21 protein-coding genes, 1 tRNA gene and 1 pseudogene are annotated in these 19,509 nt (G+C 47.6%); 13 read left to right on the forward strand and 10 right to left on the reverse strand.

Going from position 1 to position 19,509, the window contains the following annotated elements:
- The first annotated feature begins 137 nt into the window (after window positions 1-137).
- Both secA and E4K71_RS11000 read left to right on the forward strand, forming a co-directional pair.
- Entirely contained in the window at window positions 138-2,846 is a 2,709-nt protein-coding gene (secA, locus tag E4K71_RS10995) for a preprotein translocase subunit SecA (protein WP_135079509.1), read from the forward strand.
- A complete protein-coding gene (locus tag E4K71_RS11000; RefSeq protein WP_167730464.1) occupies window positions 2,839-3,195 on the forward strand; it encodes a cytochrome c in 357 nt (118 codons plus the stop codon). Before secA ends, E4K71_RS11000 begins: the two co-directional genes overlap by 8 nt.
- A gap of 140 nt (window positions 3,196-3,335) precedes the next feature.
- On the opposite strand, the gene E4K71_RS11005 is transcribed toward E4K71_RS11000, so the two are convergent.
- A complete protein-coding gene (locus E4K71_RS11005; RefSeq protein WP_167730466.1) occupies window positions 3,336-4,349 on the reverse strand; it encodes an amino acid ABC transporter substrate-binding protein in 1,014 nt (337 codons plus the stop codon).
- A gap of 132 nt (window positions 4,350-4,481) precedes the next feature.
- Here E4K71_RS11005 and E4K71_RS11010 point away from each other — a divergent pair, with 132 nt between their 5' ends.
- Window positions 4,482-4,778: a DUF1330 domain-containing protein gene (locus E4K71_RS11010; protein ID WP_167730469.1), complete on the forward strand. Its 297-nt coding sequence runs from the start codon at window positions 4,482-4,484 to the stop codon at window positions 4,776-4,778.
- A gap of 38 nt (window positions 4,779-4,816) precedes the next feature.
- On the opposite strand, the gene E4K71_RS11015 is transcribed toward E4K71_RS11010, so the two are convergent.
- A tRNA-Thr gene (locus tag E4K71_RS11015) sits at window positions 4,817-4,891 on the reverse strand.
- Window positions 4,892-5,006: 115 nt separating this feature from the next.
- Here E4K71_RS11015 and E4K71_RS18260 point away from each other — a divergent pair.
- From E4K71_RS18260 to E4K71_RS11040, 6 genes are all read left to right on the forward strand, one after another.
- Window positions 5,007-5,150, forward strand: a complete 144-nt coding sequence (locus E4K71_RS18260; RefSeq protein ID WP_167730471.1) for a hypothetical protein — start codon at window positions 5,007-5,009, stop codon at window positions 5,148-5,150.
- Window positions 5,151-5,242: 92 nt separating this feature from the next.
- Window positions 5,243-6,538: a UDP-N-acetylglucosamine 1-carboxyvinyltransferase gene (murA, locus tag E4K71_RS11020; RefSeq protein ID WP_135079517.1), complete on the forward strand. Its 1,296-nt coding sequence runs from the start codon at window positions 5,243-5,245 to the stop codon at window positions 6,536-6,538.
- 17 nt (window positions 6,539-6,555) lie between these two features.
- Window positions 6,556-7,224 (forward strand): ATP phosphoribosyltransferase, encoded by a 669-nt coding sequence (gene hisG, locus E4K71_RS11025; protein WP_135079519.1) that lies wholly within the window; start codon window positions 6,556-6,558, stop codon window positions 7,222-7,224.
- Window positions 7,208-8,506, forward strand: coding sequence for a histidinol dehydrogenase (gene hisD, locus E4K71_RS11030; protein WP_135079521.1), 1,299 nt, complete (start codon window positions 7,208-7,210; stop codon window positions 8,504-8,506). The genes hisG and hisD overlap by 17 nt, the downstream gene beginning before the upstream one ends.
- 168 nt (window positions 8,507-8,674) lie before the next feature.
- Window positions 8,675-9,154 (forward strand): UPF0262 family protein, encoded by a 480-nt coding sequence (locus tag E4K71_RS11035; protein WP_135079523.1) that lies wholly within the window; start codon window positions 8,675-8,677, stop codon window positions 9,152-9,154.
- Window positions 9,155-9,158: 4 nt separating this feature from the next.
- Complete coding sequence (locus E4K71_RS11040) at window positions 9,159-9,608, forward strand: low molecular weight phosphatase family protein (protein WP_135082049.1); 450 nt, start codon at window positions 9,159-9,161, stop codon at window positions 9,606-9,608.
- Window positions 9,609-9,710: 102 nt separating this feature from the next.
- Here E4K71_RS11040 and E4K71_RS11045 read toward each other — a convergent pair whose 3' ends face one another.
- Complete coding sequence (locus E4K71_RS11045; RefSeq protein WP_135079525.1) at window positions 9,711-9,917, reverse strand: hypothetical protein; 207 nt, start codon at window positions 9,915-9,917, stop codon at window positions 9,711-9,713.
- Between the two features lie 216 nt (window positions 9,918-10,133).
- Between E4K71_RS11045 and infA the strand changes: the two genes are divergently transcribed.
- Genes infA through yacG form a run of 4 tightly spaced genes read left to right on the forward strand, consistent with a single transcriptional unit; the run spans window position 10,134 to window position 12,461 of the window.
- Entirely contained in the window at window positions 10,134-10,352 is a 219-nt protein-coding gene (infA, locus tag E4K71_RS11050; protein ID WP_135079527.1) for a translation initiation factor IF-1, read from the forward strand.
- Between the two features lie 24 nt (window positions 10,353-10,376).
- Window positions 10,377-10,946 (forward strand): nucleoside triphosphate pyrophosphatase, encoded by a 570-nt coding sequence (locus tag E4K71_RS11055; RefSeq protein ID WP_135079529.1) that lies wholly within the window; start codon window positions 10,377-10,379, stop codon window positions 10,944-10,946.
- Between the two features lie 5 nt (window positions 10,947-10,951).
- The gene (locus E4K71_RS11060; protein ID WP_135079531.1) at window positions 10,952-12,298 is read left to right on the forward strand and encodes a ribonuclease E/G; all 1,347 of its coding nucleotides are present in this window, start codon (window positions 10,952-10,954) and stop codon (window positions 12,296-12,298) included.
- A 1-nt stretch (window position 12,299) separates the two neighbouring features.
- Complete coding sequence (gene yacG, locus E4K71_RS11065) at window positions 12,300-12,461, forward strand: DNA gyrase inhibitor YacG (RefSeq protein ID WP_135079533.1); 162 nt, start codon at window positions 12,300-12,302, stop codon at window positions 12,459-12,461.
- 39 nt (window positions 12,462-12,500) lie between these two features.
- Here the strand turns inward: yacG and E4K71_RS11070 are convergent.
- The 7 genes and pseudogenes from E4K71_RS11070 to E4K71_RS11095 form a co-directional block, all read right to left on the reverse strand.
- Window positions 12,501-13,625: pseudogene (locus E4K71_RS11070) on the reverse strand (IS3 family transposase).
- A gap of 119 nt (window positions 13,626-13,744) precedes the next feature.
- Window positions 13,745-13,924 (reverse strand): hypothetical protein, encoded by a 180-nt coding sequence (locus E4K71_RS11075; RefSeq protein ID WP_135079535.1) that lies wholly within the window; start codon window positions 13,922-13,924, stop codon window positions 13,745-13,747.
- 43 nt (window positions 13,925-13,967) lie between these two features.
- Window positions 13,968-14,105 (reverse strand): hypothetical protein, encoded by a 138-nt coding sequence (locus E4K71_RS18265; RefSeq protein ID WP_167730475.1) that lies wholly within the window; start codon window positions 14,103-14,105, stop codon window positions 13,968-13,970.
- On the reverse strand, window positions 14,092-14,883 hold the full coding sequence (locus E4K71_RS11080) for an acyl-homoserine-lactone synthase (protein ID WP_135079537.1): 792 nt from the start codon (window positions 14,881-14,883) through the stop codon (window positions 14,092-14,094). The genes E4K71_RS18265 and E4K71_RS11080 overlap by 14 nt, the downstream gene beginning before the upstream one ends.
- Window positions 14,884-14,963: 80 nt before the next feature.
- Window positions 14,964-15,677, reverse strand: coding sequence for a LuxR family transcriptional regulator (locus E4K71_RS11085; RefSeq protein ID WP_135079539.1), 714 nt, complete (start codon window positions 15,675-15,677; stop codon window positions 14,964-14,966).
- A 133-nt stretch (window positions 15,678-15,810) separates the two neighbouring features.
- Window positions 15,811-18,918, reverse strand: a complete 3,108-nt coding sequence (locus tag E4K71_RS11090) for a phospholipase D-like domain-containing protein (RefSeq protein WP_135079542.1) — start codon at window positions 18,916-18,918, stop codon at window positions 15,811-15,813.
- Window positions 18,918-19,505: a streptomycin biosynthesis enzyme StrG gene (locus E4K71_RS11095; protein WP_206201900.1), complete on the reverse strand. Its 588-nt coding sequence runs from the start codon at window positions 19,503-19,505 to the stop codon at window positions 18,918-18,920. The genes E4K71_RS11090 and E4K71_RS11095 overlap by 1 nt, the downstream gene beginning before the upstream one ends.
- Window positions 19,506-19,509 lie beyond the last annotated feature (4 nt).

Here is a 19,509-nt window from a genome sequence, read left to right on the forward strand (position 1 = left end):
TTTCAGACGTCCAGATTTTATCAGTAACCCGATTGTAACAGGTATGTGTAATTGACAGACGGGCCGAACCATTCTATCTCTGTCCGGTTCGTAATTTTTATACGATCCACAACTATCTTTTTACTCAGGGGATTTCCATGTTTGGCGCTATTGCCCGTAAGCTTTTCGGCACTGCTAACGAACGCTATATTAAAGGTCTGCAAAAATACGTTGATGGCATCAACGCACTTGAAAGCGAACTTGAACCTTTAAGCGATGACGATCTGCGTGCGCGCACAGACTGGCTGCGCACACGTGTAGCTGATGGTGAAACCCTTGATGACGTTCTGGTCGATGCCTTCGCCACTGTACGCGAAGCCGCCAAGCGCGCCATTGGCCTGCGCCATTATGATGTGCAGCTGCTTGGTGGTATTGTGCTTCATCGCGGCCAGATCGCTGAAATGGCAACGGGTGAAGGTAAAACACTGGTTGCCACACTGGCCGCTTACCTCAACGCCCTTGAAGGCAAAGGTGTGCATGTGGTCACCGTCAACGACTATCTCGCCAAACGTGACAGCGACTGGATGGGCAAGGTTTATAACTTCCTGGGCATGAGCACATCCTGCATCCTCAATTCCATGGATGATGTGCAGCGCCAGGAAGCCTACGCCTGTGACATTACCTATGCCACCAACAACGAACTGGGCTTTGACTATCTGCGTGATAATATGAAATTCACGCTGGAAACCATGGTTCAGCGCCCGTTCAACTTCGCCATCGTCGATGAAGTCGACTCCATTTTGATTGACGAAGCGCGGACACCGCTGATTATTTCCGGCCCCTCTGATGACAGTTCCGAACTGTATGGTGCGGTGGACAGCATTATCCCGCATCTGAGTGAAGATGATTATGAAAAGGACGAAAAGGTTAAATCCGTCGCCTTGTCTGAAAAAGGTGTGGAAACAGCCGAAGAACTGCTGCGCCAAGCCGGCCTGCTGGAAAGCGGTGGCCTCTATGATCTGGGTAATGTGTCCTTGCTGCACCATGTAAACTCTGCCCTTCGTGCGCACCACATCTTCACCAACGGGGTGGATTATCTGGTGAAAGATGGCAAAGTCATGATCGTTGATGAATTCACTGGCCGTGTTATGGATGGGCGTCGTTATTCCGATGGTCTGCACCAGGCACTGGAAGCCAAAGAAAACGTAACAGTTCAACAGGAAAATCAGACACTGGCGTCTGTGACCTTCCAGAATTATTTCCGCCTTTATCCGAAACTGTCCGGCATGACCGGTACAGCCATGACCGAGGCAGGCGAATTTGCCGAGATTTACAAGCTGGAAGTGGTCGACATGCCGACCAACCGCGTGATCTCGCGGAAAGATTTCGATGATGAAGTCTATCGCACACGTGGCGAAAAGATTAACGCCATCGTCCAACAAATTGAAGATTGTGTGAAACGCAAACAACCAATCCTTGTCGGTACGGTTTCGATTGAACAATCCGAAGAACTGGCCCGTGCGCTGAAAAAGAAAAAAATCAAGCACGAAGTCCTCAACGCCAAACAGCATGAGCGCGAAGCCTATATTGTTGCTCAGGCTGGTGTACCGGGTGCGGTCACGATCGCTACCAACATGGCAGGCCGTGGGACGGATATTCAGCTGGGTGGTAACTTGGACATGCGGGTCAGCACGGAACTGGGTGAAAACCCGACTGATGATCAAATCGAAAAAATCCGTGAAGAAATCGCAACTGACAAGCAAGTCGCACTGGATGCGGGTGGTCTTTATGTTCTGGGTACAGAACGTCACGAAAGCCGCCGTATTGATAACCAGCTGCGTGGCCGTTCTGGTCGTCAGGGTGATGTGGGTGCGTCTAAATTCTACCTGTCACTTGAAGATGACCTGATGCGCATCTTTGGCTCAGAACGTATGGACAGCATGTTGACCAAGCTGGGTCTTGAAGAAGGCGAAGCCATCGTTCACCCTTGGATCAATAAAGCCCTGGAAAAAGCCCAGCAGAAAGTGGAAGCGCGTAACTTTGATATGCGTAAGCAGCTGCTGAAATTTGACGATGTGATGAATGACCAGCGTAAGGTGATCTTTGAACAGCGCCGTGAAATGATGTCCACAGATGATGTGTCTGAGACCATTTCCGACATGCGCTATGAAGTGATCGACACCATCGTTGATAAATGTATCCCGGAAAAAGCGTACGCAGAACAATGGGATACCGATAGTTTACATGAAGAAGTCTTACGCGTCTTTAACCTTGACCTGCCATTACAGGATTGGGCGAAAGAAGAAGGCGTGGCCGATGAAGAAATTCGCAAACGCATCATTGACGAAGTTGACCGTAAAATGGCCGCCAAGGTTGCCAATTATGGGGAAGAAGTCTGGCGTTCTGTTGAAAAATCCGTTCTGCTGCAACTGCTCGACACCATCTGGAAAGAACACCTGCTGGCACTGGACCATCTGCGCCAAGGCATTGGCCTGCGTGCCTATGCCCAGCGTGATCCGCTGAACGAATATAAAGCTGAAGCGTTCAACCTGTTTGAAGAAATGATCTCCATCCTGCGTGATCGTGTCATTACTCTTCTGGCCCATGTGGAACTGCAAGTCGGTTCTGCCGAAGAAGAGTTGGAAGCTTACAACCAGCATGATGATCAGGTCATGTCTGAAAGCCGTACAGACCCAGCAATGGCAGGTCAACAAGATGACACGCCGGAATATGGTTCTGCCACACCGCGCAGCAACAAGCCGGCTGATCACATTGATCCCAACGATCCCAGCACATGGGGCAAAGTCTCACGTAATGCCCCCTGCCCGTGTGGCTCTGGCAAAAAATTCAAACATTGCCATGGCTAAGAAAACCGCTCTTTTCTGTCTTTTAAGCGCTTTACTCTGTAGCCCCCTGCAAAGTAAAGCGCATGAGCATGAAGAAACGGGTGAGGCCCTCTATCTCAAATATTGCGCACCCTGTCATGGAACGGATGGGTCAGGAAATGGAAAAGAGGGTATCCGGCTTTCACCGCCACCTGCGGACTTACGCCTTGCCATGGGCGAACAGATTATTTCAGATGAATATCTGATGTGGACCATCCGTGAAGGTGGGCAAAACATCCACACCGACATGCCCTCTTTCGAAGAAAGCAGCGCACTTACCCAGCGCGAAGCTTACAAGATTATTCGTTATCTTTGGGATGCGTTTAAGTAATTCAAGTCGTTCCCACAAAAGTGGGAACCTCCATCCATCATTCAAGAGATCCCCGCATTCGCGAGGATGGCCGTTCTCCGACTCAGGGTCAGGAGCTATTAATTTACTGAGTTTGGCGGCGCTAAAAATAGGTCCTGGCCCTAACGGATTGGCATGGCATACATCATGCCGCCATCTTTCCACAAGGCATTAAGGCCGCGTTCCATTTTCAAACTGCTGCCCTGACCAAGATTGCGTTCAAAGAACTCTCCATAATTCCCCAATGTCTTGATGGTATCAAGTAACCAGCTTTCACGCAGGCGCAACGGCTTGCCAATGCCTTCATCCACCCCCAGCATAAAACGTACAACCTGGCTATTTTTCTTTTGCATATCTTCCACGTTGGCTTTTGTAATGCCACGCTCTTCAGCCTCAATCAGGCCATAAACCAGCCATTTGACGATATCATACCATTCACCGTCATCATCACGTACCACAGGCCCCAACGGCTCTTTGGACAAGGATGTCTTGAGAAATACATAATCTTTAGGGTTGGGAGCACTGGTTGCCACAATCGCGGTTAAAGCCGACTGGTCGGCGGCATAGAGATCACACTGGCCTGAAAAGAAAAAGTTGTTTAATCCTTCGCGAGAATTAAACATTTTAATGGTGATATCCTTGCCACTGACTTCGCCATATTCACGTACCGTTTCCAATGTTGTCGTGCCCGCCGCAACACACAGCGAGCCCTGTTTCACCTCATCAAGAGAGGAAACACCAATAGATTTATGGGCGAGAATTCCCAGTTGATCATAAAATGTCACACCGGGGTAATCAATGCCATAAGAGCTATCACGAGTGAAAGTCCAGGTGGTGGAACGCAACAAAATATCAATCTGCCTGCGTTGCAAGGCTGTAAAACGTGTTTGGGCATTAAGGGGAATAAACTGCGCCTTGCTTGGATCATTGAAAATCGTGACAGCCAAGGCACGGCAAAAATCCACTTCAAACCCTTGCCAGGTTCCCAATTCATTTAAAAAAGCAAAACCAAAATGCTGTTCATCCACCCCACAAGTCACATGGCCGCGTTCCAGCACATCATCCAGCGTCGCCGCTTCTGCTTTTAAAACTGAAAAAGACAGAAAAACAAATAATCCCGCAACCAAGAACCGCATCAAGCTCACCCTTTTTGCATTGAAAACACCCAACCATATCTTGTTTTCAAGCTTTAGGCAAAACTCTATATTATTTGCGGTATGACTAGGCCCTCCCGAGGGCCTTCTCAATCTATACAGGGAGTTCCAGCAATGCCTGCTGCAAAAGTATATTCTATCGTCGATGTTGAAATTCTTGATCCGGCTCTTTTTCAAAAATACGTCGATGGACATCAAAAAACACTTGAACCATTTGGTGGACGTTTTCTGGTTGCTGGTGGTAATTTTGATGTCATTGAAGGCGACTGGACCCCAAAAACAGTTGTCATTCATGAATGGCCAAACCGTGAGGCTTTTCAAAAATGGTATAATTCTGACGACTATACCCCCTGGAAACAAATCCGCCACCAGGCCGCAAAGGCAAATGTCATAGTGGTTGATGGCCTGTAAAAACAAAGCCCCAAGGGATAACCTCAGGGCTTTGATAATGGTGCTGATGAGTAGGATTGAACTACCGACCTCTCCCTTACCAAGGGAGTGCTCTACCACTGAGCTACATCAGCATACATGCGTTTGTGGGCTCGGCTTATCGCATAGGCCATAAAAACGTTCAAGTGCTTTTTTACAAAAATCGTACTTTTACTTGACCGTTTTCAGCCAATCAGGCACCTATAGGTCATGAGTGACAAGAAACCACATATCACCTCAGAAAAGCAGGATGAAAAAAAGGCCAAGGAAGCCCGTTTGGCCGAAGCCCTGAGGGCAAATTTACGCCGTCGCAAAGCCCAGACCAAAGCCCGTAAAACAGACGATAAGGCTTAGGCGATTTCTTTGCTTGAGACTCTGCCAGCTTTGCTTTAAAAGGCTGCTTGAAATTTCATCTCTCAGATTGCTGAACATAAGGAATACCATTAATGGACAGAATCCACATTCGCGGCGGACAGAGCCTGCGAGGGTCCATTCACATTGGCGGCGCGAAAAACGCAGCCCTGCCCCTGATGGCCGCCAGCCTGCTGTCTGAAGAAACACTGACCCTTTCCAACCTGCCCCATCTGGTGGATATCACCACCATGACTCACCTGTTGGCAGAACTGGGTGTGGAAGTCGGCATGAACGGCCATAACCCCAATGGCGGGCATATTGGTCGTGTCTTTGAACTCACCGCCCATGATGTGGGACGCACGGTTGCCCCTTATGATGTGGTGCGCCGCATGCGTGCTTCTGTCCTCGTGCTTGGTCCATTGCTCGCGCGCTATGGCAAAGGTAAAGTCTCCCTGCCCGGTGGTTGCGCTATTGGTACACGCCCGGTGGATATTCACCTGTCTGCACTGGAACAAATGGGTGCACAGATTGAACTGAAAGAAGGTTACATTGTGGCCGAGGCCCCCAAAGGCTTGCAGAGTGCCCATATCACCTTCCCTATGGTGTCCGTTGGTGCCACAGAAAACCTGTTGATGGCGGCAACACTGGCCAAGGGTGAAACCGTACTATCCAATTCCGCGCGCGAACCTGAAATTACCGATCTTGCCAATTGCTTGGTCGCCATGGGCGCACAGATTGAAGGCATCGGCAGCGATACATTGCGCATTCAAGGGGTGGAAAAACTCCATGGTGCGGAATATTCCGTTCTGCCAGATCGCATTGAAACCGGTTCTTACGCTGTCGCAGCCGCAGTGACCCAGGGTGATTTAACCCTGCTTGGCACCCGTATGGAGCTGATTGAGTCCGTTGCCGAAGTCATGGCGAAATGCGGTGTAAACTTTGAAGAAGTTGAAAACGGCATTCGTGTCTGGACAGACGGTCCGATCAAGGGTGTGGATGTGATGACCGAACCATTCCCCGCCTTCCCAACAGATATGCAAGCACAATTCATGGTGATGATGGCCGTGTCCAACGGGGCCTCCATGATCACAGAATCGATTTTTGAAAACCGTTTCATGCATGTGCCTGAACTGAACCGTATGGGCGCAGATATTAACGTCCATGGTCGTTCTGCCATCGTGCGCGGCGTTGAAAGGCTGTCTGGTGCGCCTGTTATGGCGACAGATTTACGTGCCTCCATGTCATTGGTCTTGGCAGGGCTTGCAGCCGAAGGTGAAACCATAGTAAACCGCGTCTATCATTTGGACCGCGGTTATGAAGCCTTGGAACAAAAATTATCAGCCTGTGGGGCGATCATTGAGCGCGAAAAAGGCGCCCCTGCAGAATAAAACCGGAGCACAAGAACGTGTCTGAGCAAGAAAAACTGGTCATTGCCCTTCCAAAAGGGCGCATCCTTGACGAAGTGATGCCATTGGTGAAAGCCTGCGGGATTGAACCCGAAGCTGCTTTTTTCGATTCCAAATCCCGTGCGTTGAAATTTGCCACCAACCATGACCATATCGAAATTGTCCGTGTACGCAGTTTTGATGTTGCCACCTTCGTTGCTTTTGGTGCCGCCCAGATCGGTGTGTGTGGTGGTGATGTACTGCTGGAATTTGATTATCCTGAAATTTATGCCCCGCTGGATCTGGATATCGGTTATTGCCGCATTTGTGTGGCCGAACCGAAAGACTTATCCAAAGACGATGACCCAAGCCGTTGGTCCCACGTACGTGTGGCAACAAAATACCCCAACATCACCAGCAAATATTTTGCCCAACGTGGTGTTCAGGCTGAATGTATCAAACTGAACGGTGCCATGGAACTGGCCCCAAACATGGGCCTGTGTTCGCGCATTGTTGATCTGGTTTCTACAGGATCGACACTGAAAGCCAATGGGCTGGTTGAGGTTGAACAGATTTGCGAGATCACATCGCGTTTGGCGGTGAACCGTACTGCGTTGAAAACACGCCCAGAAGAAATCAAAGACCTGATTGAAAAATTCCGCGAGGCCGTCAATGACGTTTCGTCTTGAAACCACACAAGCTGATTTTGAAGACCAGTTTAGCGCCCTTCTCTCTGCCAAACGCGAAGAATCCCCGGATGTAAATAAGGTTGTTGAAGACATCCTTGCCGATGTGCGTGCCCGTGGCGATGAAGCTGTTGTTGAATATACCAACAAATTCGACCGTATGGACATTGCCATTGATGGGCTTGCCATTACAGCCGAAGAAATGGACCGCGAAATCGCCAAGGTTTCAGATGACGCCATGGCAGCCCTTAAGGTCGCTTCTGATCGCATCAAGGCATTTCACGCCAAACAATTACCAGAAGACCTCGATTATACCGATGATGCAGGTGTGCGTTTGGGCTATCGCTGGAAAGCGGTTCAGGCTGCGGGCCTCTATGTTCCTGGCGGCACAGCAGCCTATCCGTCATCTGTCTTGATGAATGCCATTCCGGCCAAGGTGGCTGGCGTTGATCGTCTGGTCATGGTCGTGCCGACACCGGATGGGGTGATTAACCCCTTGGTGATGGCAGCGGCCCGTCTGTCCGGTGTAGATGAAATTTACCGTATCGGTGGCGCACAAGCTGTTGGCGCCTTGGCGTACGGGACAGAAACCATCAAACCCGTTGATATTATCGTCGGCCCAGGCAATGCCTTTGTCGCAGCCGCCAAACGTCAGGTGTTCGGCACAGTCGGCATTGATATGATTGCTGGCCCCAGTGAAATTCTGGTCATTGCCGATAATAAAAACGATCCGGCCTGGATGGCGGCAGACCTACTATCCCAAGCAGAACATGATACCGCCGCCCAATCCATCCTCATCACCGATGATGCCAATTATGCCCGCGCGGTTGAAGATGCCATTGAAACCCATCTGGAAACCCTGCCGCGTGCAGATATTGCGTCTGAAAGCTGGGAAGAACACGGCGCACTCGTCGTGGTGCAAAACTGGGATGAAGCCATCACCTTATGTGACCGCATTGCACCGGAACACCTGGAACTTGCGATTGATAACCCGGATGAGTTGGAACGTAAAATCCGCAACGCGGGCGCTGTCTTCATGGGGCGTTATACACCGGAAGCCATTGGCGACTATGTGGCAGGTCCAAACCATGTACTGCCCACAGCACGCAGCGCACGCTTTTCTTCCGGCCTTGGTGTGCTCAATTTCATGAAGCGCAACAGCTTGATCCAGTGTGATGCCCCCAGTCTGAATAATATCGGCCCGGCAGCTGTGACCTTGGCAAGAGAAGAAGGACTGGATGCCCACGGCCTGTCTGTCGCCATCCGTTTGAATGTGGAGCGCTAAACTCTTCTCGTCATCCCCGTGAAAACGGGGATCCAGAGTGCTTGAAACACGCCAGATTCCCAATCAAGTTGGGAATGACGCTGAGCTGTACGATTTCAGCCTTCCCCATTTTCTTTCTTTATGCTTTTATGCAGCCTATGACCTTGCACATCAAAAGGACAACAGCCCGTGCATCATTTGCAGAAAATTGCCAATATTCATATTGAAGAATTGGACGGCATCCGCCTGAAGCCCGAAGTCGAACATGAACGCAAAGTTGCGATTTTCGACCTGTTGGAAGAAAACTATTTCGCCCCTGTCGGCGATCAAACCGGGCCTTATGATGTGCATCTTTCCATTGAAGATGGCAAACGCCTTGTTCTGGATGTGGCGATGGAAGGGGAAACGGATTTTTTCACCCAGATCAAAGTTCCCCTGATGCCTGTGCGCAAGATTGTCAAAGACTATTTCATGGTTTGTGACAGCTACTTTAAAGCCATTAAGACCGCCTCCCCTGCCCAAATCGAAGCCATTGATATGGGGCGACGTGGCTTACACAATGAAGGGTCTGTGATCTTGCGCGAAAGACTGGAAGAAAAAGTGCGCATCGACCACGATACAGCACGACGCCTCTTTACGCTTGTCTGCGTTCTCCACATTCGCCAGTGAGGCTGTGGTGAGCGAACTTCCTTCCGCCATTTTATTTTGCTGTACAATGAATGCCATTCGCTCGCCCATGGCCGAAGGTATCATGCGCCTCATTCATGGGCGACGGATTTATGTGAATTCCTGCGGTGTACGTTTGGGTCAGGAGACGGATGGATTCGCCATTGAAGTCATGGATGAAATTGGCATTGACCTCATCCAGCACACCCCCAAAACCTTCGATCAACTCGAAGACAGTTTTTATGACCAGATCATCAGCCTGTCCCCAGAAGCCCATCACCATGCCTTGGAAATGGCTGCTTATATGGATTGTGAAGTCACCCTGTGGAATACTTTTGACCCCAGCCTGACATCAGGAAGCCGGGACCAACGTCTGGATGCCTATCGCATGGTACGTGATCAATTGATGATGAAAATCAAACAGACCTTCCCGCGTCATCGCATTGGCGATGTATAATCCAGACAAAAAAACACGCCAACTTCGAGGGTATATAGAGGGCACTGAGATGAAGCTGGCGTGCTAAGGGGGTATATGGAGAATTCTTTATAAGATCGTAGTTTAGAAGAACTTTTTCGTGCGTTTCGCAGGCATGGCAAATTCACCTTTGCCTTTTTTCGCCGGACGATCAAGCATTGTCGCCGCCCACATGGCAACTGGAATTACACTGGCAACCGGTGCAACAGCTGCGGCCAAGACACAACCACCACCCATTGCAAGAGTACCCATATTTACGACTGAAGGCTTTGGCTTGTGAGGACGTGACATGATTTAGCTCCTTTGAATAACTCGTTACAGATATTAATAATCATTCTCATTTGCATGTCAACAGCTTTTTTATGGTTTTTCTCAAAACATAAAATCATCCTGTTTTAAGCTCCCTTCCTTTCCTCCTGCTAAAAATACAAAAAATGCTTGACCTGAAAGGGATTCACGAGCATTTTCCCCACCAAACAAGCTTGACTTAAGATAAAGGATATATCCGTGGCCAAAGAGGACATGATTGAATTTCAGGGCGTCGTAACTGAACTTCTCCCTAACGCAATGTTTCGTGTAAAACTGGAAAATGATCACGAGATTCTCGCACATACATCCGGCAAGATGCGCAAAAACCGTATCCGCGTACTGGCTGGTGATAAGGTCACTGTAGAGATGACACCCTACGACCTGACCAAAGGTCGTATCACGTTCCGTTTCAAATAAGCCTGAAAAGAGAGTTCCTTTCCAATGGCTCTCGTTCTGGCATCAGCCTCTCCACGTCGTGTGGATTTGTTGGATCAAATCGGCATTACGCCCGATGTGGTTGCGCCTGCCCATATTGATGAAATGCCCTTAAAAAATGAACTTCCGCGTCAGTTGGCTGCCAGATTGGCCAAAGGGAAAGCCTTGGCTATTGCCCAAGAACATCCCGGCGATCTTATTTTAGGGGCCGATACAGTTGTGGGTGTGGGACGACGCTGCCTGCCCAAAGCAGCTGATCGTGATGAAGCCCGACGTTATCTTGAACTCCTGTCTGGACGTAAACATCATGTCTATGGCGGGCTCTGCATTGTCGCCAAAGACGGTACCCCTCATAATCGGCTCATAGATACCACCGTTAAGTTCAAACGCCTTTCCTCCCAAGAGATTGATGACTATATCCAATCCCGAGAATGGGAAGGCAAGGCTGGTGCCTATGCCATTCAAGGATTAGGTGGTGCCTTTGTTGAAAAGATCATAGGCTCTTATTCCAATGTGGTTGGTTTATCCCTGTGTGAGACCAAAAACCTCCTGCTTGGGTTAGGATATGCAAGGTAAGCGATATGAGACGCTTGCTTATTGACCATATCCCCGGCGAAACCCGCATTGCCCTGCTTGAAAATGACCGCCTTGTGCGCCTTGAAATTGACCGTGCCACCATGCCCGGTCACAGTCCCTGCCATGAAGGCAATATCTATTGGGGCCGTGTCGTTAATATTGTTCCCTCCTTGCAAGCTGCTTTTGTCGATATTGGTACAGGCATAAACGGGTTTCTGCCCGTTAACGGAACCTTTGGGGAAGAGATCAACAAGGCTGTCCATGAAGGTCAAGCCCTGCTCGTTCAGGTTCGCAAAGCCCCGCAAGGCGACAAAGGCCCCCTTCTAACCTGCAAGCTGGACCTCAATAGCCCTGACTGTGTTCTAACCATTGGTCGCCCCGGTGTGAATGTCTCACGTAAAATCGCAGACCAAAAAAAACGCACCCAATTTAAAAGCTATTTCACCGACATGATAGCCCCCCCGTTAGGACTCATCATTCGTACAAGTGCCCAGTCTTTCTCCCTTGAAAAGCTGGAACAACAGATCCACCCTCTTTTGGAAAAATGGTCCTCTATCAACACCGTGCCTGAGAAAATTCCTGCTCTTGCAGAAACCTCTGAGCATTTTATCGAAAACCTGTGGCATGAGTTTGAAACTTATGACTTTGACGAAATATTGGTCGAAGGCTTGGAAGCCTATCAAATTCTTCACCGCCTTAGCCCAAAGGCCACTCTCTATAGCGCCCCTCTCCCCCTTTTTCAACAGGAAGGGGTTAACGAAGAAATTGAACAAGCTAACCAAAAAGTGCTGCCCCTCCCCAGTGGTGGAACTCTTGTGATTGAACCCACGACTGCCTTGATTGCAATTGATATCAATATGGGCAATCGCACAGATGGCCGGGATGCCCAAACCAATAGACTTACGACTAACCTAGAAGCTCTGGAGATTTTATCCAGAGAGATCACCTTGCGAAACCTGTCCGGTCAAATTGTCATTGATTTCATTAACCTGAAACAAAAAACGGCCAGAGACAAACTGCTTGCTGCCTGTAAAACACACCTTGAAGATGATCGAACAACAGTGCATGGCTTTACTCGCTTGGGTCTAATGGAAATATCGCGCCAACGCCAGGGCTACCGCCTTGACGAACTCCTCAACACTCCGGAAAATGCTTTTTACGATTTAATCAAAGCCCTATCTAGAACACCACAACTCAAAGCTCTCCTGCTCAGCCCCAACCTTTATCAGCATTGGCATATGACCAAATATGCTCCCACTTTAAACTGGCTGTTTGACCGCCTTGGTTATGTGATCAAACCAACAGAAAGTAACAGCCTGCCTGCTTTCACTTATCAAATTCAAGAAAACTGACATGAACACCCAATGCCCAACCTGTAACAAACCAACAACCAAACAATACCGCCCCTTTTGCTCAAAACGATGCGCCGACCTTGATTTGGGACAATGGCTCAACGAAGGCTATAAGATTGAATCAGAAGAAGAAAGTAACCTGGACGAATATGAACCCGGCTAAGTGGATCCGTTCCCTAAAACTGGAGAGTACCTTCTCCGTTTAAGCGGCCTTCAACTCATATTGCATTGGACTGATATTGCCCAAGTATGAAGGACGACGTTTCGGATTATAAAAACGATTGATATATCCGAACAAGGCTTTTTCCGCCTGTTCTCTTGTTTGCATTTTCCTTCTCCAGATCAATTCGGCTTTCAGGGATTTGAAAAAGGTTTCCACGACGGCGTTGTCATAGCAATTACCCTTGCCAAACATGGAAGCCTTGAAGCCGTGTTTTCCGAGCAGTTTCTGATAATCATGTGAGCAATATTGGCTGCCACGATCTGAATGGAATATCACGCCTTCCGGTGGTTGCCGCAGAGCAATGGCCTGTTGCAAAGCATCAATCACCAATTTGCGTTTCAGTCGCTTGCTTGTTGCCCAGCCAATGACACGGCGGGAAGAAAGATCAATCACAATTGCCAGATACAACCAACCTTCCGCTGTTTTGATATAACTGATGTGGCGTTCCGCCAGCTTCGCAAACACCCGCCCATTTCTGGTTTGGCCCCGTGGTCGTAAAATCACCATCCAACAGGTTAGGTGCCACATTGAAGTTATGGTCGCTGTCTGTTGTCTTCTTGAAGATATGTGTGCGTATCACTCTGATATTGTTATCTTTCATCAAACGAGTGACCCGTTTTTCACTGACCCTAAAGCCCAGGTCACGCAATTCACCTGTCATGCGTTCACGTCCATAAGATTGACAATTTTCTTTATGAATGGTGCGAATATTGGTCAGCAAAACCAGATCATCTCGCTGGCGTTGAGACATGGGGCGTTTACGCCAATCATAATAACCACTGGGGCTGACGTTGAAAGCTTTGCACAACAGATGAAGGGGGGGAGATCGGCCTTCTTCGCATCAATGAACTTGAACCTCATCGCTTTTGGCTCGCAAAGACCCCAGCAAAAGCCGGGACGATGAGGCCGTTGCCTTTTTTAATATCTCGCGTTCCTCCTTGAGAATGCGGTTCTCTTTACGAAGACGGGCAAGTTCCTTGTACAGATCATCATGCGGACCTGACATCAAGTCATCATGTTTATGCTGCCCCCCCACTTGTTCAAGGTGGATAGGCCAATGCCAAGATTGGCAGCAACTTGTTTGCGTGACAGTCCGCTTGTCAGTGCAAGTTGGACAGCTTCATGTCTAAATTCATCAGATTTTTTTAAGACTCATTTATTCCTCCTGTAAATCTCAGTTTAACAGAAGGTGCTCTCCAGTTTTAGGGAACGGGTCCAAAAAGTCAGCGGCGCTTTTCACTCAATCTAATAACATTTTCTGTTTCAGCAGCTTCTAAACGTTCTGTCATATCTATTGTCTTTTGGGCAACTTCAATAAAATCCGCTACCCGCTTTGTGAGAGACGCATTATCAATTGCCCTAAGCTTTTCAATAATGCGTTTCTCGTCTGCCGTTAATTTCATAAATGCCCCCTACAACTAGAAGGCATGATAATCAAAAATACAATTACTGTTGAGTCTTTTCTTTATCTTTCACGGCCTCAAGTAAAGCAAACAGTATCTCCCCAGCTTCAATGAGAATACCTTCAGCATCAGGATACTTTCTGAGTTCAGCAACGACCTCTTCAATTCTAGGCGCGTCCATGTTCCAGTACCTCCTTAGTGATTGCTTTTTCGATAGAACCAATCTGATTCGCAATATCAGACATGCCAACACTTTTTGCTTGTCCCCGTAGGTATTCCAAAGATGCATAAATACCGCGAATTTGTTCATCTACAGAACTTTCGGTCATAACGTTATGCGCTCCCACAGGACGAGTCCACAACACAGGTTCGTGAATATTGTTTTTCTTACGTATCGAATGTAAATATTCAGTACTGATTGGTAAACGCACGGCAACAGCCCGTGAGTTTCCAATTTTATGTTCGTCCCCAATTCTTTCAGAATCCCATCCTGCATGTTTGAAAAGGCGCTCAATAAAAACGTCTGTTACAGTGATTAATTCCGTTTTTCCATGCGCCAGTCCATATTCGATACCCCCAAGAAACAATTCGACACAGCCGCGCGACAAAAGGCGTGTTACTTTCTCATCTCCCTCAGTCTCAACCGCAAATCGGCTTGATTCGAAATATATTGAGGATTCGGGGCAAATAGCACCATCTAAAAGCTGAGGAAAAGTGTCACGAAGCATGTTCGGCCCAGTCATCGGCAAAAAACGAACCGAGCCTCTTAACATACCGTCTGGACTGTAATAAAGCATATAAGTTGGGTTAAAAGCATCATATTGGTCACGCTCTCGACCATTATCAATCGTGACATCCCAACCCAAACGGCCATTAAAAACTCTCGCTCTTTGCCGGAACATTTGATCTAATCGTTCCATAAAAACATGATGATCTGATGGTTCAATGAGAATAAGCATTTTCGCCCCCGTTTAATAAAACTAAAAGGCAATGTGCTGGATTTTACGTATTACACATATCGGGGTTTACCCTGATATACTTATGGTGAGATCAATCCCATTGTCAGCCCACGTACAACCGCTTGCGTACGTGAGTAAACGCCAAACTTATTAAAAACATTCGTAAAATGGCTTTCGACTGTCTTTGTTGATATTCTCATTATGTCAGAAATTTCACTATTGGACTTACCGTCTTTCGCCCATTTTAAACATTCCAACTCTCTGGCAGTCAAAGGACCACTGCTATTTTCAGGTAAGGTTAAGTCTGCAAAATAAGCATCAAAATGAAGTGCTAACAAATGAAGATCAGCTGCATTGTGGGTTAAGGCTTGTTTAAATGCTCGATCAGCTTCATCACTGGCTACAGAAATAAAGGAGGACTTAAAACCAACCGATCTATTAGGAATAGTCAAACCATTACCAAGGCCACACTCCTTGGCTTCCCCCATCATTTGTTGCTGGCGTGCCGTCATACCTGTACTGTCATTACAACTCCACGCAAAGGGTAATTTGGCTGTCGTACCATGTTCAAATACAGGGTCGATCTCCCCATAGGACTCATTAAGGTATCTTTCTTCCCAAATGGAACCATAATTATGGCGATGGGCAACCCAATCCCCCTCAGGTACGCCAAAATTGAAATAGGCAAATGTAGAAAAACCTAAAGAGTTAATTTGTACCGAAAACAAATCCGCCAAAATATCTGGTGTTTTAGCCTCTGATAATTCACCAATAAAACTTTGCAACCGATTCATGTGTCTAATGAGTAATCACTACCTAGACCATATTAGAAAGACTATTAGGCATAGAGTCTAGTCATTTTTATAATCTAACGAAGATTGACCCCACAAGATACAAGGGAGCTTAGGGCTCCCTTGCTTTTATTGCCTACTCTTCTTCAAATTCAAAAGGTTCCCCTTTTGCCCGATCTTCTTCGAAGCTTTTAATTGTTTTGCCCACTTCAACAGAAACCTGACGTTTTTCCTGAATCAGTTTCGTGGTCTCGCTTGAGAAAAGCTCCTCTTCAGAATCGGATAATTCATTCAGGCTTTCCTGAATATTATAAGTATTCTTCATCTGGGTCTGGACAACACTTGCCATCTCATTTGCCGGCGGATCAAAAAGGTCTGTTTGCGCCTTACCAATTTTATTGGCAGATTCAGACAAGCTTTGACGTCCTGCCCTGCTCATTTGCTGTTCATAAGGCACCATCTCTTCAACCGTTTCAAGCTGGGCAGTGGTTCGTCTTTGCAATTGAGCACGAGAAAGCTCGGCCAATTCAATTTCGCGATCAGGTGAAGTCACCGTTGTTGGGTTTTCTTCCCCATAACGCCCAACAGCATCATCGTCTTTTTTGAGACGGCCATATTCAGCCCGCTGTCTTTGCTGGGCAACCTTTTTCCAGATAAAGCAGCCAAGAGCCAAAAGAAGCGCCCCAAGAGCAATAGCCCCAAAAACCCAAACCACTGTGGGCCAACCTTTGGTATCCGGGTTCGGATTTGGCCCCGGAGGGGTCTGTGGCGAGCGGCCATAAATACTATAGACCCCTTTGAAATCACCACTGCTATCTTGCGGATAGGTAATCGTCCCAAAAAATTCCATGCCAGTGAAACCTTCATTCAACGTCGCACGGGAAACCTGACCGAAGAATAAGTTGGCAGACGTCTCGTTTTCCCCCATTTCCCACGTCAGGCTGTTATTATTATAGACTGGATTAACGATAACTGTGTCACCCAGCTTAACCGTTCCGTCACTGGTTACTGTAAGGCTATCGGTAATTTGTGGGAAAGGCTGCTCTTCAGTCTCAGTAAACGGCTGTTGGGTTAACAAGCGAGCTGAATTTTCCGGCAGTGTATAAGACTTCCCACCATCATCTGTAACCCATGTTTTGTAGGTCCCTTGCCAATATTCCAGAACCTTTAAACGCATTTGATTGAAGGCACTCAAAATCTCCAATGCATTACAGTGATAGCCATTATCTTTCAGGAACTTGTTAATATTGGCGTTGGCTTCTTCCACAGTATCTGTTTTCTGATCCACCACTTTAGAGAAACCTGCCATAAGAACGGTTGAATCCATCACATTCGCAACAAAACGCAAGGCTTCCGGTGTGGCCTCTGTCGGCGGTGGATTTTCACTAAAGAATGGGTTCTTCAACGCCTCCAGCACAAAGGTTGCCTGTGTCTGAAAACCGCTATTGGAAATATGTTCGTTCATTCTGGCTTGAACAATATTTTTCTGCGCGGGGTCTTGCGTTTCGTCCCATTGCTTTTTCAGTTCCCCCCAAATTACCCTGGATAAGGTATTGGATTGCAGGTCTGCGATAAAAAGCATCGCCTCTAATTGTTCGCTGGTTTCTAAGTCTTCATCCATCGCATTTGTGCACGTTGTTGAGGAAAAATTCCATAATGGTGTCCAGTAGTTTTGTAAGTAGCTGGTAACGACCTGTTCATCCTGAACCATATAGCCAAATTCATTCAAATTGGCCGGATAAAGATTTTGCGACCCAATATAGAACAATGCATCATCCACCATAAACGTCTTGGCATGGTTCGGGATCGGAGCATCACCCGGATATGTTTTTTGGGCAGAATAACGGAAAGATGCCACACGGAACTTACTCTTAATCAGGTCTGTGGCTGCAGCGTCCGTCATCCAAAGCGTCTCAGTCAGGACGATTTTCATTTTCGCATTCACAGTATCAGGATTATCACCATAATAAGGCGCGACAGTTGCACTCAATCCACCAGCAACCGCATTGGGGTTGGACAGCACAATTTTCATCTCTACGCCCCGCTGCAAGGCTTCCCCCATCTTCTTGAAGAGGTTTTCATTCCAAATCAAAGAACAATAGCGTAGTCCGGGAATGTCATTTGGAATTAAACGGAAAGCCTGTAAAGACATACGGATGGACTTTTTCGCCAATGAAACAGCCTTCAAAATGGCTTCGTCGCTGGGCTCTGTAAAAGAGAATAAAAAGCTGGAAAGCGTCGGCAGCGCATAATAACGTCTTGTATCCGCCCCTCGCCCGATCGCAAGAACCGAACTTCCCGTTTTTGATGGTTGGGGAGGAAAACGTTTCTTACAATCTTCATAAAGAGAAGCTGGTGGATAGGCCCAATATTTGCTGACGCATTTCTTCTGCTTTTCATCGTAGGTATAAGAGGCATGCAATTTGACTTCTTGCTCAGGTGCCAAAGGGGCAAAGGAATTGCTACGTGCCAATTCAAAGGCCCAGAGACTATTGGCATATTCATGTGCATCAAGAGCAGCTTCTCCTTCCAGCATCATGGAAACATCAAAAACCGGATTTTTCCCCAGATATTGCTCCCCCCAGACATTATGCCCACCGGTTAAAGCTTTTTTCCCATCTGCTGCCACAATCTTTGAATGGTTCCATGATGAAAAACTGGAACTCATCACAGTGACATAAATGGTCATCTTTTTACTCGGGTCCAATTGCTTGGTAATCTCCGATAAAAAGGGCTCAGCCGTTAAAGGTGGAATATTGGGCAAGGGATTGGAATAAAGAATACGAATAACCGGTCGCTGGTCTTCCGGTAAATTGCTCAAATATGTAATCGCATTTTGAAATGCTGTTAAAAACTTTCCGGTCGGGACCGTCAATGTCGTGAAATCAAGAAGAACCCGTGCTGATGTCATCACATCATAGATGGCATCATAGATACGATAGGAATGCCCCACCAATAAATTGGCAGGTTCTGCCCCCGGTTCCGTCACCGTTGCTGAAACAGCTTTACACTGTTGTGTCGGCCCTTCTGCCGTCGTGCAGGCTTGCAGATGGAAATCTGTACTATCGCCCGCAACCGCCTGCTTAAACTGGTCATAAGGCAGCCCCCACACATTTGTCGGTGTGGCATAAAGCCAGTCTGGGGCAAAGCTATTGTTATCTGAATACCCCCAATGGGCTGTGTCTTTAGGGAATTTTTCGTTTAAAAACTGCTTTATCTGGTCAATATATGTTGGATCGCTCATCAGTGATAACCTTCTGCTACGTTTTTATCGGTGGGAATTAAAGTTTGTATGGGTCTGTCTGCTAATACGTCACACCAGGGACTGGGGGTATGTTCCAGGTCCAGAGGTTTAAAGCGAAAATCACAACTGACCCGCGTTGTTGGGGTATCATTAAAACGGGTGCCATGACGCAAACGCCCCCCGTCCCAAATCAGGGCCTGACCATATTTCAGGTTAATCGCCTCATAGTCGCCCTTGCCATATCCCGTTTCAACAAACAGGCTGCAACCGTCATAAACATCGGTGAAAGGCAGATAACAATTGATCTGCTCTTCACGCTTGGTCACATCGGCATCTTCATGAAAAGCGCTGACACAACCGGTTTGGGCAAGATGAACCCGCATTTTGGGATGAGCCGAATAGCTGATCTGATTATTATAATGCGGTGCAATGTGATCCTTGATCCACTTATGATAGACCTTGTAAAACAAGGCATCATCAGGCAGACGCTGCATCAGTTTGCGCAAGCGCATATTATCATTATAGCTCAGCGCCTCACGCCCGGTTTGGCGCAACCATGACAAATGCAGAATATTCAGTTTGCGCACCCTG

The organism is Terasakiella sp. SH-1 (assembly GCF_004564135.1).
Lineage (GTDB): Bacteria > Pseudomonadota > Alphaproteobacteria > Rhodospirillales > Terasakiellaceae > Terasakiella.

Excerpts from the sequence above, each read along its gene's own strand:
- secA (WP_135079509.1), top strand. The coding sequence starts at position 138 with ATGTTTGGCGCTATTGCCCGTAAGCTTTTCGGCACTGCTAACGAACGC.
- E4K71_RS11000 (WP_167730464.1), top strand. The coding sequence starts at position 2,839 with ATGGCTAAGAAAACCGCTCTTTTCTGTCTTTTAAGCGCTTTACTCTGT.
- E4K71_RS11005 (WP_167730466.1), bottom strand. The coding sequence starts at position 4,349 with ATGCGGTTCTTGGTTGCGGGATTATTTGTTTTTCTGTCTTTTTCAGTT.
- E4K71_RS11010 (WP_167730469.1), top strand. The coding sequence starts at position 4,482 with ATGCCTGCTGCAAAAGTATATTCTATCGTCGATGTTGAAATTCTTGAT.
- E4K71_RS18260 (WP_167730471.1), top strand. The coding sequence starts at position 5,007 with ATGAGTGACAAGAAACCACATATCACCTCAGAAAAGCAGGATGAAAAA.
- murA (WP_135079517.1), top strand. The coding sequence starts at position 5,243 with ATGGACAGAATCCACATTCGCGGCGGACAGAGCCTGCGAGGGTCCATT.
- hisD (WP_135079521.1), top strand. The coding sequence starts at position 7,208 with ATGACGTTTCGTCTTGAAACCACACAAGCTGATTTTGAAGACCAGTTT.
- E4K71_RS11045 (WP_135079525.1), bottom strand. The coding sequence starts at position 9,917 with ATGTCACGTCCTCACAAGCCAAAGCCTTCAGTCGTAAATATGGGTACT.
- E4K71_RS11055 (WP_135079529.1), top strand. The coding sequence starts at position 10,377 with ATGGCTCTCGTTCTGGCATCAGCCTCTCCACGTCGTGTGGATTTGTTG.
- E4K71_RS11060 (WP_135079531.1), top strand. The coding sequence starts at position 10,952 with ATGAGACGCTTGCTTATTGACCATATCCCCGGCGAAACCCGCATTGCC.
- yacG (WP_135079533.1), top strand. The coding sequence starts at position 12,300 with ATGAACACCCAATGCCCAACCTGTAACAAACCAACAACCAAACAATAC.
- E4K71_RS11075 (WP_135079535.1), bottom strand. The coding sequence starts at position 13,924 with ATGAAATTAACGGCAGACGAGAAACGCATTATTGAAAAGCTTAGGGCA.
- E4K71_RS18265 (WP_167730475.1), bottom strand. The coding sequence starts at position 14,105 with ATGGACGCGCCTAGAATTGAAGAGGTCGTTGCTGAACTCAGAAAGTAT.
- E4K71_RS11080 (WP_135079537.1), bottom strand. The coding sequence starts at position 14,883 with ATGCTTATTCTCATTGAACCATCAGATCATCATGTTTTTATGGAACGA.
- E4K71_RS11085 (WP_135079539.1), bottom strand. The coding sequence starts at position 15,677 with ATGAATCGGTTGCAAAGTTTTATTGGTGAATTATCAGAGGCTAAAACA.
- E4K71_RS11090 (WP_135079542.1), bottom strand. The coding sequence starts at position 18,918 with ATGAGCGATCCAACATATATTGACCAGATAAAGCAGTTTTTAAACGAA.